A 14,208-nucleotide genomic window follows, 5' to 3' on the forward strand; every position below is an offset into this window, starting at 1 on the left:
GGGGGGGGGTATTTCGACATAATCATGTATCCTCTCTGTTTTTTATGCGTAACGGCATCTCAGACAGCTTGCCTGCTGATCTTACAGGTGATCCAGGGATTCCTGTACGACAGCAGTTCCTAATCTTATAAGATGATAGCAAGAATAATAGTGCACTGTCAATAACACCGAAAAACAGAATAATACGCTATCTGATTGTGTTTCTTTTCTGTCTGCTCGACACTTGCGAATCAGCGGTCACAGGAATCATATTAGAAGTTGCTGTAATTGTTCATTCATATCAGTATTACTTTTAACCAGGGAGACAGAAATGCCCGAACGTGTATACAACTTTTTCGCAGGACCAGCTACTCTTCCGTACGAAGTAGTGAAGGAATCATCAAAGGGTGTTGTGAATTTCAGCAACATGGGAATGTCCATTATGGAGATATCCCACCGCTCCGCCCAGTTCGACAGTATGTTCTGCGAAACACAGAGGAACATGCTTGATATCATGGGGCTTTCAGAGAACGAGTACGCGGTGCTTTTCCTCGGCGGCGGAGCCAGCACCCAGTTCTGCGCAGTTCCGTTCAACTTTCTGAAGGATGGAATGACGGCCGATTACGTTGTTACGGGCGGATGGGCAAAGAAGGCGGTCAAAGAGGCAAAATTCTTTGGCAATGTGAACATCGCCGCCAGCAGCGAGGATGCCAACTTCAGCTACATCCCCAGAGAATTCAACCTTACTCCGGGAGCTGCATACGTTCATACCACCAGCAACAACACTCTTGTGGGAACCCAGATGAAGGACTTCCCTGAAACAGGTGATGTTCCTCTGGTCAGTGACATGTCATCCGGATTCCTTTCAAGGAAGATTGACTTCAGCAAATTTTCTCTCATTTACGCCGGCGCCCAGAAGAATATAGGACCTGCAGGCGTTGTGGCGGTTATTGTCAGACGATCCTGGGTTGAGCAGGCAAACAAAGAAGTTCCAACGATGCTTTCCTACTCTACCCATCTGGATAAAAACTCACTCTTCAATACTCCTCCAGCCTTCCCTGTCTACGTTGTGGGCCTTGTAATGAAATGGATTCTGGAACAGGGCGGCCTTGAAGCCGTTGAGGCGGCAAATGTAAAAAAAGCCGGCCTGCTCTACTCCTATATGGACGATAGTAATGGTTTCTATAAGGGTACCGCGGAAAAGGACAGCAGATCTTTGATGAACGTAACGTTCCGCCTTCCCTCCGAGGAACTTGAGAAGAAGTTCATATCTGAGGGTGCCGGGAACGATCTTGTCGGGCTGAAGGGTCACAGATCGGTTGGCGGTTGCAGAGCCTCGATCTACAACGCAATGCCCTTCGAAGGTGTTGAAACTCTCGTGGAATTCATGAAAAGGTTCAAGGCAGCAAACTAAGAAAAATTAGGGACGGAGGGAATTTATTTGGAATAGTGAAATAATATGACTGAAATGCAGGTAATAAGCCCATATTATTCACGCTTCTCGAATAAAATCCCTCCGTCCCTATTTATTCTTCTTATGAATTCACTCTCATCTATTATCTCGATTCCCAGTTCTCGGGCTTTCTGAAGTTTACTTCCCGCTCCTGGACCAGCAACAATCAAATCTGTTTTTGAGGATACACTTCCTGTGACTTTCGCGCCGGCATCCTCAGCCATACTTCTGGCGTCCGGACGTGGTGTGGAAATTCCGCCTGTAAAAACCAGTGTTACCCCTTGAAGAGGTTTTTCTTCATCATCTACCCTGCTGCTTTCGGGTTTAAATCCGGCATTCAAAAGCCTGTTCACTACATCCCTTGTTATTTTTTTATTGAAGAATCGCTGCAGATTGTCAGCCAGGACAGGACCGATTCCTTCGATGCCCAGGAAATCATCAACACCAGCATCCATTATTTCGTTAAGATTTCTGAATCTACCGGCCAGAAGACCTGAAACGGTTCTGCCTATTCCTGGTATCCCCAGCCCGGTAAGGAACCTCTGGAGGTTCGTGCCGCGGCTTTTATCCAGTTCATTAATCAGGTTATTCGCGGAAACGGCGCCCATTCTGTCAAGAAAGGCGAGCTGATGGCTGGTGAGCCTGTACAGATCCGAGACATCTTTCACCAGGCCTTTGTCGACTAGCTGCTCCGACAGTTTTATGCCAAGACCCTCAATATCGAGAGCGTCCCTGCAGCCCCAGTGAAACAGACTCTCCCTTATTTTTGCGGGACAGGATGGATTCATGCACCTGTGGGCGGAAGTATCCTCTTCCCTGGCAACGGGTCCATTGCATACAGGGCAGATCATGGGAAACGTGAATTTTTCCCCTCTTCCACCCTCCGGTCTGCCAAGGGATCTTACCACTTCGGGGATAACATCACCGGCCCTTCTCACAATAACCATATCCCCCGGCCTGACATCCTTCTTCGCGAGCTCATCTTCATTATGAAGAGTCGCGTTGGAAACAGTCACACCACCGACAAAAACAGGTTCAAGCCTGGCCACAGGAGTCAGTCTTCCGGTTCTTCCAACCTGAACATTGATATCAATAAGTTTTGTTACCGCCTCCTCAGCCCTGAATTTCCTGGCGGTTGCCCATCGCGGGAACCTGGAGAGTGTTCCCATTCTTTTCTGAAGAGCGGCTTCGTCCAGTTTGATGACAACTCCATCTATCTCCCATGGGAATTCGCTCCGGTTCTCTTCAAGTCTTCTGCAGTTTTCTTCAACTTCTTGAGTTCCTCCGCAGACGGAGTTATAGGGATTAACGGGAATGCCAAGGCTTTTAAGGTACTCGAAAAGGAAATGCTGGGATGTGATGCCCTCAGGCCAGCTGGCGGTTCCGTAGGCTATAAAACTCAGAGGTCTTGATGATGTTATTCTGCTGTCGAGCTGTCTTAAAGAGCCTGAGGCAGCGTTCCTGGGGTTTGCGAATGGTTCCTGTCCCAGCGCTTTTCTTTCTCTGTTCATTTTTTGAAAATCAGCTTTTCTGAATATAACTTCGCCTCTTACCACAAGACCGGGAGGTGGATCACCGTTGAGCCTGAGCGGTATTGCCCGCAGGGTCTTCGCGTTGGGCGTGATGTCCTCTCCTCTGGTTCCATCCCCTCTTGTTCCGGCTTTTGTGAGAACTCCGCTCTCGTAAACAAGGGCAACGGCCAGACCGTCAAGTTTTGGTTCAACGGAATAGACCGGGTCTTTTTCAAGTTTAAGTTCGCGCCTGATACGCTTGTCGAACTCACCGAATTCTTCCGCTGAGAAAACGTTATCCAGGCTTAACATCGGGGGGTTCCAGAACAGTGAGGGAAAGCTCGCTAGAGGTTTTGACCCTACCCTTAGCGTGGGCGAGTCTTCGGTTATGAGTTCAGGCCACCGCGATTCAATCTCACGGAGCTTCCGCATAAGGGCGTCGTATTCACCATCGGATATTTCAATCCGGTTCTCTATGTAGTACAATCTGTTATGGTATCGCAACAGTTCCCGAAGTTTCGCAGCCTCTGCCCTGATCTCATCAGGAATCATTCAGCGCCTCCATGTGAACACTGATTTCCAGACTGAAAGAACCAGTTTCATCCGCAACACCGGAGATGTAAAACGCCGCTCCCTGATGAACACTCTCGTAACCGCTTTCGGACCTGTTCACCGAATCCAATGGTGTAACCCATATATCGGTCTCACCACTCATTTCAATGACAGTCCTGACCTTTCGCCAGCAGTCGAATATTTCAATGAGTCTACCACGAAATTTTCCTTCGAACGACATAAGGCGCTTCGCTCCCGAATCGATTGTGAAGTATCGGTCGGGGGACTGTCCTGTCATCAGATTAAGGCAGATTTCCATCCCGGCCCTGTCTCCCGGCCCGATGGAATATACAGAACCGGTTTTTATAACCGGTTTCTTCAACCCGGCATTCATTCTTTTTTTAACTATCAGTTCTCCTGAGCTGAATTCACCTTCAAATTCAGCTGCCGAATCACTGATGGAGCAGGACAACGACAGGCCGGGTTCCTGGAAATGCGCTATCTCTCCATCACAGTTTCTCCAGCTGTTCCAATCGGTTGCAGAGGACATTACAAGATCTGTAAAGCACATTCTTCTCCATCTGTCAATCGTTACCTTGCCTGCAAGCCCCTCCTCTTTTGACGCCATGCCATCATGGATTGTTTTAGCTTCACTTGAGGATCCGGTCTCAGGGATTGAATCATGGTATTCCTCGCGCTGCCTGGTGAGAACATTACCAAGGGGTACGGGTTCTCCGTCCGGATGCAGGAACGTAATTTCGCTAACGGTCAATCCGTAATCAGGATGGATAAGCAATGACCTGGTTTTGGAAATGATCAGGGTCTCATCGTGACCGTCCGCGTTAATGTCCTCCGTTTTAATGAGGGGATAACCATGTGTGGAATTAAGGGCATCCCGTTCAGCCCTGTTTAGTTCCTTCCACACAGCCTCCCTGAGATGGGGAAGATATATTCCGCCGAATACGCCGTGCCAGAAAGCGCAGTTGCACTGGCTTCTCCAGAAATGGTGAAGCGCTTCGGTGTTTTCAGACTCCAGTATCAGAGCTTCCGCCGAGAGAATTCTACCCTGCAGCTCCTTTGACTCCGGATAGATGGACAGGAAATTGCGCCAGAATCCGCCGGAAAGAAATACCTCAGCGCTATCGGATTTCCCCTGGGCGTCAAGCTTCTCCCGCAGATCATCGTATTCCTCTCTCTGAAGGCCGTGAAGAGTCCATTCGCCCATTTCAGTATAGCTTGAGGCAGGAATATAGAATGGACCGTCAGCTTCCGTTTCCGCGCCTTCCGAAGGCAGGCGGGAATCCAGCCAGTCAGCGGATTCCACTTCAGTGAAAAACCGGTCAAGCCATCCGTCTTCGTAACAGAGTTTGCGGGTTCCAGGCCAGACACCGAATTTTTCACCGTCGTCCCCGTAAAATACAAGATTTGCGCCGGTATTGTGCATTTCTTTCAGTTTTTCCATGACACTTTCAACTGGAGAAAACGGAATGCTGTATCTCAACTCCCGATTGCTGCCAAACAGTTTTACTGTTTTTCCTGAATCTTCAGTAATGCAGGGGCGAAACAGATCCAGAGCTCCGGCTCTCTTCAGATGAATATCGTCAACCACTGCCCAGGATACACCGGCTTCACTTAAAATCGAAGGAAGCTGCGGCTCCCAGACCCTCTCGGTCAGCCAGAGCCCTTCAGGCCTTCTGCCGAAAATCCGCGAAAGGTAGTCTGAATAGTTCTTTATCTGCTTCACGATGTCGAACCTTCTGAATATGGTTAGAATCGGTTCGTAACGGCCGCTGGTTAGCAATTCCATTCTGCCTTTCCGGCAGAGCGCACCTGTTCTCTCAATATACTCAGGGTGATTAAGGACAAGCCATTCCAGAAGTGTTCCGGAAATATGAATACCGCTGCTTATTCCTTGATGATTTTCAAGGACTTCAAGCATTGGAAGATAGCAATCTTTGTACGCTGAATTCATGACATGATCGAAATTTCCAACCGGTTGGTGATTATGCAGGCAGAAGCATATCTTCATATCAGTTATTCTCCGGAATCTACAGTGTTAGCCGGGTTATATGTCATTCGGTTCGTTATTGATACGTCTGTAAACGATATCGGCGGGTAGAATTCGATCAGGATCAATGTCTATCGCCAGAACCCTCTCTTGAGTAGAGGGCAAACCACCTCTATACAATCCCTCTTTGGAACCGTGGGAAAGGTCAAGGTCAATGGGGCCGGTTTCGCTGAATGATACACGAACTTCATCAAGTATGGAACCAAGAGGAAAATCCTGCCCGGGCTGTAACTGCTCTACCCAGAGTTTTAGCGTACCGGAAGAATCCATCCAGGAAATTTCCAGCTGCGGCACACCGGGGCTGTATAGCCACTGAAAGAACATCTCTCCGTATCCACTGCTTTCCCAGATTCCCATAGCTGAAAACAATCTGCTGAAAGAATCACCAGAATGACGTAGATTGCCGAGTGCCCTGGGAATAGCTCTTTCAAATGCAGGGATCTCATGTATGAGAAACTCTATGACAACCGGAGCCTTTCCGAATATTACAGGATCATAAAGTGGAGATTCGCTCAATTGTGGATCCGCTAGGGCGAATTCGATTCCTCCGGTAACCTCAGAAGTGAACAGGTAGTATTTTCTAAAAGCCTCAAGCAGCTGTGGTGAAACTGATTCATCCGATGGAAGTGAAAATTTGTAGACTGACCATGCCGCAAGCATATCCCTGAGACTCGAGGAAAGGTATGTGCTTCCGGCCAGGTAGGCCTTTGCCGTTTCAAATACTATTGAAGCGGGGGGAACAGCTGTCCCGTGGATAAGAGAATCGGACCACGTTTCATATCCCCTCACAGAGGCGAGCATATCCGTTGAAAGGAACACACATCCCGGTCCAGTAATAAGTACTGGTACATCCAGACTTTTTACAACAACAATGTCAAGCCTGGCCCCGTCGTAACCCATATTACTCCAGAGAACTTCAGCAATATCGTCCGCGATATCGATCATCCCGAGCGCTGTGGAATCCGATTCGGGACAGATGTACCTGCTTCTGCCCCCTGCAATGCTATTCTCATTGAAACCACCCGTCGCCCAGGAAAGGGGCCCCTTGATCCCCCCCAACGGTGAAACATAGGAAATGGTAAGCAGTGAATCATTTATTTCTCTTGAGACTTCCTGAAGTGGTGCATAAACCTCGTAGCAGTTGTCAGGTACTGAAATATCGAGTGTGTAAATCGATGGATTGCTACAGCCCGGATAGAACCACATACCGCTCTGAAATGATGTGAATGGATTTATATGGAGCCCGTCTACCGTAATTCTGTTTGTGGAAGATGAAATGAATCCGCTCCAGTTGCCGGAATATATACCTGAGAATATTCTGGTGGAGTCAGCAGTGCATAATACCGAATCATCTGAGTTCGCAGCAGATCCGGCAAGCGCCTCAAAACTGGTTCCATCATGGCAATATGGAAGGTACATCATCAATTGACTGTCGGATTGAGTTGGCCGGAAATCGATTGTCAGCGAATCCAGTACACTCATTTTCCTTTCCATCGGATCAACTGATAGAATTATCCTGTGTGTGATTTCGGGGGGTACGGTAACGTCCGCATTAACTTCTTCAACAATCTCGCTCCTGCGACGGTCGGAGAGGTATACCGAACGGGTGAAACCACCTGCAGGTTCAACGACTTCAGCAGTGCTCAGCAGCCCACTGGTGGATGCCAGAAGAATACTGAAAGAAGTATTCCCGGACTTTACCTGAAGAACTGCAAGTTCGCCACCACCCCTGTTCCACACCCTTTCCACCACACTGGAATCACCTTTCACATACATTACGATTGTAAATCCGGGATTCTCATCAGACGTTCTCACAAAGCTTGTATCAAGATTCCTGACACCACTGCCGGACAGGTATTCCAATCTGTCCGAAGGCTTTGAACCGCAACCAGGTACAAGCATCGCAGTCATGGTTGAAACGCAATTATCCGATGACACTCTTAATTCAATCGGTATTTCGTCTCTGTACAGTAGAGAGTTTTCAAGTTCCTCTGAAGCAAGAGTCATTCTGATGAATGCACCTTTGCCGGCAACAATGGAAACGGTTTCATCGTGCAGTTCAACCGAGGCTTCACTGCCCCCTCCACATGAGATAAAAAGAACAGCAACCGAAAGAGATACAAGAAACCGTACTGAGTTCATCTATACCTTCCATGTATTAAACATCTGCCTGCTATAATAATCACAATGGAACACCATCGGTACACTTGAATATATGACTATACTGACCACCTTGTGCAAACATCGCTTGTTGACGATGACCACACAATTTTGCAAATTTGCCCGAAGGAAGGGAGGAACATGGGTATTCTTGATATACTGACCGGTAATCTCTTTCTTGAGGCTAATCTCACTTTAAAGGATTATGCTGTAACCGGTTTCTTCGCTATTGCTTCCTTTCTTCTTTTCATTTTTCTTCAGCTTCTCGGAACCAGGCTCTTCGTCAAAATCAACGAAACCGGTCAATCAGGCCCAAGAATATTCGTCCTGATACTTCTTGTCCTCGGGCTGGCTGGAACGATTTTCAGCTGCTTTATCGGTAACGAAGAAGCCTCCCTTGTTCTTGGTTTCACCGCAGGGCTGTTTATTTGGACCGGATTATGCGATATACCTGAACAGTTGAACTGGATTTCCCCTCTTAACAGAAACGCAATCCTTGTCTTTCTGCCCCTGGTCCTTTTGTGGACTATCGCGATGCTGTTTCTCAGGGATATTCCCGCGGCAGTCTATGGCGCGACCGGATATCCTCTCGTGGTCTGGGGAATTCAGCTCACAAGGGTTAGAGTGATATCAAAATGGGGACCGTCATCCCTTGCGGCAACTATCCTGATACTGCTTACCGCTGCGATTGCAGGCTGTTCGCTTGCGCTTGGTATTGTGCACGGAACCATATTCTCTGGAATTATCGGAGGCGTAGTATTTGCAATAGCAACATGGTCGTCACTTGAGATAATCTGGGAACGTGGAATGGCCCAGAAACCATGGAAAAGCAACCAGTCTAAAAAATAAAGTACATCAACCCGGCATGAATACCCACCGGACCCTGTTTCAATTCAGTGTAATAAAGTTCATCCGGTTCGGCATCCCTGACTTGACCTGTATACTCCTGCACTGTCCAACTGGAAGCGGATGTACCCAGAAAACCGGTAATCCCGAACTGAAATCCCAGATGTCCTGAAAAAAGGTATTCCATTGTGGCATCGGCAATAGCCGAGACGGAAATAGCTGTTGCGTTGGATGACAGTTCTTCTGACCTTACGTTCTGCATATGGAAGGCAAGCATACCTCCCGCAGACAACCTCAACCCAAGGGATGGGCTGCTGAGCGGAATTCTACTGCCCGCCTGAAGATCGATTCCAATAATGGAAGAATGTTCCAGTCCTCCAACGGTTGCTCCACCTCCAAAACAGAATCCCCATTTTGCCATTTCCGCGCCTACCCTGATATTGTTAATCAGCTCAGTACCATGATTATCAAGCCCCGCTCCCGGTTCAGATGATATCAAACAGCCATTGTACTCAAGAAAAATAACGGCAGGGGCTGACTGTTCTACCGCGGTTACGGTTCCGCCATCTATCAAATGGCCGGACAGCAGCCTTGCTGTTGACTGAGTATTCCCCACCTCAATTATCTGAAGAAGACCTCTGCTTCTGAGGTGCTGGCATTCAGAAATATCATCAGGTATTCCAAAAGATGAAGCGACGACAGCCATAATGGTTCCATTACTTATTCCCTGATCACTTCCCAGGGGGACTGTAAATACTTCGCTGTCCGAAGCGGTAAAGGTAACCTCAATCGGAAACAGCTCCAGTATCGCCCTTGAGGCCAGCTCCCGTGCTGAAATAATAGCGAGCCTGTGTTTGTCCGGGGAATACGGCAGGACTTCCTCTCTTGAGACTGTATTCCTTATGTTTCCGATCAGGTTTCCGGTAGATGAATAGAATCTGCCGAGTACGTCAACGGAAACAGTTCTGAAGGTTATCAGCGAATCGTTACGGAAAACTGTTCGATCATTTTCTTCCGGATAAAGCATTTCTATTGCAAGAAATACGTCAATTCCCCGATCTGCCGCAAGTGTCCTGATGTAATTGATAAAAGAATCCGGGGTGGTGTTCATGAAAGCATCTTCTCCCAGTTCAACCAGTTGAAACCTTCCGCTTTCTGAAAGCTCGGCGATAATCTCGCCCAGAATGACACTGTCTGGCGCGAATTCATCAAAATCTATGGATACGACTGCTAGTCTGGGCAGAGAGGCTGAAAGAACACCGGTAATTACTAGTGTAAATATGGCTGATCTGATTAATCGCATCCTGTATCTCCCTACTCAATAGTTTCAGCGGGTACATTATTTTCGTTCATTAACAAATCCTGAACACCAGCAAGGGGAACGATCAGGACGGTATCCCTGCAATGAAATGGAATATAATCACTCCAGTCGATAAAAAGTGAATCAAGAAGCAACGCTGTGATACTGTCAGGAATACCGCTAGCGTCGAATGCAAGTTCAACATAAACCTCTCCATCAGGCGTCTCGAAGTCATCGCCATACAAATCATCAAACCGGGAGTAAGACTCAGTGGATTGGTGAGATATCCTGTTGTCTTCCGTTTCCTCAGTAGCTGATGCCGTTAATGTGACAGTTGTTGCAGTCTCAAGCCCTGTGGTGTCGGCATCCAATGAAAGTGTAATATCTCTGTACGTTTCAGCAGGTTCTTCGCAGACGGGAATTACTTCTGCCCCCATGAAAATGATCTCATCCGTGGTTTCGGACTCTTCGGATTCCTCAGGTGCGTTGTAGAAACCGCTGCCGCCACCGCTTCCCGCAACTGCGCCACCTGTGGTGATCTGTCTGTCGGTTTCATGGACAAATCCGACTGCGCCTCTTAGCGATTCTCCATTATCCGTTTCCTCCACCGCGGCTTGCGGTTGAACCAATTCCACAACGGTAGCACCATCAATTTCCGGTCCGTTGACTGATGTTTCCTCTGCGGCATCTTCCGAAACTAAACTAGCCGAAGATCCTAAAGCAGGTGCGGATTCCGCAGCAGTTTCATTTTCAAAATCACCATCGTCTGAAGACAGGTATTCGGTCTGTTCTTCCCCGGACTTCTCGGCATCAGTTGTATACTCCATACGTTCGGTTCTCGATAAATCGGTAACTCTGTCAAGGGATGGCTGATTATTCAGAATGAGTTTGACTCCAAGGAGTACAGCGATGATTCCCGCAGCGGCGGGAACTATAGTTCTCCACCGCCAGCGGCGGTTTATTCTACTGAATATACTACGTTCCATACTGCGGAATTCTTCATCGTCCGGTTCTACGAAACTGTCTCTCCATGATGCTTCAAGCTTCCTCTGGGAATCAATAAGTTTCCTGCACTTGCTGCAGGACATCACATGTTCAGATACCGCCTTTAGCTGCTCTTCCCGCAGTTCGCCGTCGAGCATCATCATCAGAGTATCAAAATCGGGACAGTTCATTGCCATTCTCCAAGCATCAAACCCAGTTCTTCCCTTATCTTATCCCTTGCCCGGTTAAGTCTTGACATTACGGTTCCCATGGCAATATCAAGGCTCTCGGCTATCTCCGAGTAACTCAGCTGCTGATCGACCCTTAATACGAATACAACTTTCAATGCGGGGGTAAGTTTTTCTACAGCCTTGCTCACAGACCTTGCCAGCTGTTCACCTGCGGCTCTATCAGCCAGGTTGTCTTCAATCACCTGCTGTCCCTCGGCACTGTAAGCTTCTTCGAAATGCACTTCCCGCCTTCTCATCTTCTTCTTCGAGTAGTTAATCGCCAGGTTAGTTGTAATCCTGTATATCCAGGTAAAAAAACGGTATCGGGTATCGAATTTATCCATTGCCTGCATAGCTCTGATAAACGCGTCTTGAGTAATATCCCAGGCTTCGTCATCACTTCCGCACATCCGCCTGGCCACTCTGAATACCCGTTTCTCGTATTTCCTGAACAATTCCCCAAATGCATCGCGGTCTCCATTCTTTGCTTTCATGAGCAGTTTGATGTCAGGATTCTCCTCCTCACCTGCCATCATCAGTAATACACTCAGAAGCATTTCTTATTCCTTTTCACAGATCAATGAAGACTGCGGCGCCAATGCCTGTTTCTTTCTCGAATTCCTCGTTCTCTGTGCTGAAAGAATACAGATAGGCATCAACGTACGCGTCAAGCATGCCGAAGATCCAGGCCGCGGAAGTGTACCAGATAAGGTCTAGTCTTCTCTGGCTGTGCAGCTGGTAAGCCGGGTCGTTATTGCTGGTTCTGGCGTCTTCAGAAGCTATATGTTCAACTATCAGCCATGAAAGCAGTCCCAGTTCCACCGTACCGAAGAGTACGCCCTTCAGAGGTTCTTCGTTGTAGAATTGGCCCCACCCGGGTAGTACCGCGGATCGCAGAATGGCGGTTGATGGGTTTTTTCTTACAACTGAGTTAATGGCTGGATTTTGAACATGACTTATTTCTATACTGTCATTATCGAGGCTGTCCCCGTTGAGGCTATCTGTAATAAGAACAAACAGAATCGGTAGCAGAAGACAGCATGATACCGTCAGCGGATGACTCCTCTTGAGCTTGATAGAACGAAATCGGCCAGCTGTCTTGCGTCATCGGAAATACTGTTATCTTCCATCAGACCACGAGCCTTTGAAGTCAGAATCCCTTCTTCTTTGAAGAGATATCTGAATACTGCGTCCAGGTTGTCCAGTCTTTCACGTGAAAAACCTTTCCTTCGGAGCCCGACACTGTTCAATGCAACCGCGGTCAGAGGTGCCCCTCCCGCAAGAACGAAAGGAGGAATATCTTTATTGACCCTGAATCCTCCTCCGATCATGGCATGGTCTCCAATTCGAACGAACTGGTGAATCGGAACAACACCTCCAATGGTAACATCGCAGCCTATCTCCACATGTCCCGCCATGTTTACGGCGTTAGCCAGAATTGTCCTGTCGCCTATGATGCAATCATGAGCAATGTGTACATAAGCCATTATAAGACATTCTGATCCAACAACTGTTCTGCCGGACTCTACCGTTCCCCTGTTGATGTTGGCGAACTCTCGAATTACGGTTCCTGAACCTATTATCACCTCTGTCCGCTCACCGCTATACTTCAAGTCCTGCGGGTCCGTACCTATAACTGCTGATGGACCGATAGAAACAGAATCACCTATCAGCGCAGGTCCGGTTAAATAGGCATGGGGTCCGATTCGTACGCTTTTTCCAAGTTGTACTTCCGGACCGATGATCGCATAGGGACCGATTTCGACATCGCCTGGCAAATCGGAGTTAACGATGGCAGTCGGGTGGATCATTCCTTCTCCAGCAGCATAGCCATAAGCATCGCCTCCACCACAACCTTGCCGTCAACCTTTGCGACACCTTTCATTTTGCACATGGGACCTCTTCTCTGAATCATTTCAAGTTCAAAAATAACCTGATCCCCTGGTTGAACCGGGTTTCTGAACCTGACCTTGTCCAGTCCTGTAAAGTAAACAAGCCAGTTGGTAGGCTTATCAACCGAGTTGAACAGCATAAGCCCGCCTACCTGTCCCATTGCCTCGATTATCAGCACACCGGGCATTATGGGTTTCCCTGGAAAGTGTCCCTGAAAGAAGGATTCATTGATGGAGACATTCTTAAGACCGACTATTCTCTTGTTGGCTTCAACTTCCAGCACCCTGTCCACGAGAAGAAAGGGATACCTGTGTGGAAGCAGATTCATAATATCGTTGATATCCCATTTCTTTTCTGAAAGCGGGAGTGAATTCTTGATTATCTTATGTGCTTCGCCGATTTTCTTAACTAATTGCACATTGGATGCGTGACCGGATTTGGCAGATATGATATGACCATGAAGCCTTGCGCCTAACAGGGAAAGGTCTCCAACCAGATCGAGTATCTTGTGACGGACGAATTCATCGGTAAATCTTAATGGTTCATCGTTGAGAATTCCATCGTCTCCAACTACAACGGCGTTTTCAAGCGTTCCGCCCTTTATCAGATTTTTTTCCTGCAGGTGTTTCACGTCTTCGTAAAGGCAAAACGTTCTGGCTGGCGCGATTTCATTCTTGAAAGTCTCCGGGGTAAGGTCAATTGAAAGGTACTGTGTCCCAAGAACAGGATTATCGTAATTGATCGTGAAGCTGATCTTCAGACCATCGTACGGTACAGCTGTAAGGCTGGCTCCAAATGCGTCAATGCTGATTGGTTTTTCGATCTTGACTATCTTGCAGAGCTTGCCTTTAATCTCCTTAATTCCGCCATTTTCAAGCACTTCTACATATTTTCTAATAGAACCGTCTTCTGGTTCAGGGGGTTCATCGGAATCAAGTTCAATGATGCAATTATCAATCCCGAGACCGTACAACGCAGAAAGAACGTGCTCAACAGTATGAACTTCGTAGTAATTGTGACCGAGAGTCGTTCTTCTTGACTGCTCCTCTACCTGCCTGACATTCTCAACGCAAGCTTTAATCTTGGGCCTGCCCGGCACATCCATTCTCACGAATACAATTCCTGTATCCGCGGGTGCGGGTTTGAAAGTAATGGAAGTCTCCTTGCCGAGATGAAGACCAATTCCGCTGCAAACCACCTGCTGTTCAAGTGTGGTCTGGTAATGGTTCATT

At 47.8% G+C, this 14,208-nt stretch carries 11 protein-coding genes; 2 read left to right on the top strand and 9 right to left on the bottom strand.

Annotated elements, in window-relative coordinates; genetic code table 11:
• Positions 1-310 precede the first annotated feature (310 nt).
• Positions 311-1,393 carry a 3-phosphoserine/phosphohydroxythreonine transaminase gene (gene serC, locus K8S15_01580; protein ID MCD4774726.1) on the top strand — a complete coding sequence of 361 codons (1,083 nt, stop codon included), beginning with the start codon at positions 311-313 and terminating at the stop codon, positions 1,391-1,393.
• A 74-nt stretch (positions 1,394-1,467) separates the two neighbouring features.
• Here the strand turns inward: serC and ligA are convergent, their stop codons facing one another.
• Genes ligA through K8S15_01595 form a run of 3 tightly spaced genes read right to left on the bottom strand, consistent with a single transcriptional unit; the run spans position 1,468 to position 7,705 of the window.
• Positions 1,468-3,495 carry an NAD-dependent DNA ligase LigA gene (gene ligA, locus K8S15_01585; protein MCD4774727.1) on the bottom strand — a complete coding sequence of 676 codons (2,028 nt, stop codon included), beginning with the start codon at positions 3,493-3,495 and terminating at the stop codon, positions 1,468-1,470.
• Complete coding sequence (locus K8S15_01590; protein MCD4774728.1) at positions 3,485-5,524, bottom strand: DUF1926 domain-containing protein; 2,040 nt, start codon at positions 5,522-5,524, stop codon at positions 3,485-3,487. The genes ligA and K8S15_01590 overlap by 11 nt, the downstream gene beginning before the upstream one ends.
• Positions 5,525-5,560: 36 nt before the next feature.
• Positions 5,561-7,705: a hypothetical protein gene (locus tag K8S15_01595; protein MCD4774729.1), complete on the bottom strand. Its 2,145-nt coding sequence runs from the start codon at positions 7,703-7,705 to the stop codon at positions 5,561-5,563.
• A gap of 159 nt (positions 7,706-7,864) precedes the next feature.
• On the opposite strand from K8S15_01595, the gene K8S15_01600 reads away from it, so the two are divergent.
• A complete protein-coding gene (locus tag K8S15_01600; protein ID MCD4774730.1) occupies positions 7,865-8,572 on the top strand; it encodes a hypothetical protein in 708 nt (235 codons plus the stop codon).
• Here K8S15_01600 and K8S15_01605 read toward each other — a convergent pair.
• Genes K8S15_01605 through K8S15_01630 form a run of 6 tightly spaced genes read right to left on the bottom strand, consistent with a single transcriptional unit; the run spans position 8,562 to position 14,207 of the window.
• On the bottom strand, positions 8,562-9,872 hold the full coding sequence (locus K8S15_01605; protein ID MCD4774731.1) for a hypothetical protein: 1,311 nt from the start codon (positions 9,870-9,872) through the stop codon (positions 8,562-8,564). The two genes, K8S15_01600 and K8S15_01605, sit on opposite strands and share 11 nt — an antisense overlap.
• An 11-nt stretch (positions 9,873-9,883) precedes the next feature.
• Complete coding sequence (locus K8S15_01610; protein MCD4774732.1) at positions 9,884-11,044, bottom strand: hypothetical protein; 1,161 nt, start codon at positions 11,042-11,044, stop codon at positions 9,884-9,886.
• On the bottom strand, positions 11,041-11,640 hold the full coding sequence (locus K8S15_01615) for a sigma-70 family RNA polymerase sigma factor (GenBank protein MCD4774733.1): 600 nt from the start codon (positions 11,638-11,640) through the stop codon (positions 11,041-11,043). The genes K8S15_01610 and K8S15_01615 overlap by 4 nt, the downstream gene beginning before the upstream one ends.
• A gap of 13 nt (positions 11,641-11,653) precedes the next feature.
• A complete protein-coding gene (locus tag K8S15_01620; GenBank protein ID MCD4774734.1) occupies positions 11,654-12,160 on the bottom strand; it encodes a hypothetical protein in 507 nt (168 codons plus the stop codon).
• Entirely contained in the window at positions 12,133-12,894 is a 762-nt protein-coding gene (gene lpxA / locus K8S15_01625; GenBank protein MCD4774735.1) for an acyl-ACP--UDP-N-acetylglucosamine O-acyltransferase, read from the bottom strand. The genes K8S15_01620 and lpxA overlap by 28 nt, the downstream gene beginning before the upstream one ends.
• On the bottom strand, positions 12,891-14,207 hold the full coding sequence (locus K8S15_01630) for a bifunctional UDP-3-O-[3-hydroxymyristoyl] N-acetylglucosamine deacetylase/3-hydroxyacyl-ACP dehydratase (protein ID MCD4774736.1): 1,317 nt from the start codon (positions 14,205-14,207) through the stop codon (positions 12,891-12,893). Before K8S15_01630 ends, lpxA begins: the two co-directional genes overlap by 4 nt.
• Position 14,208 lies beyond the last annotated feature (1 nt).

Origin of the sequence: Candidatus Aegiribacteria sp., from assembly GCA_021108005.1 — a bacterium.
In the GTDB taxonomy this organism is placed as follows: Bacteria; Fermentibacterota; Fermentibacteria; order Fermentibacterales; family JCC-6; genus Aegiribacteria.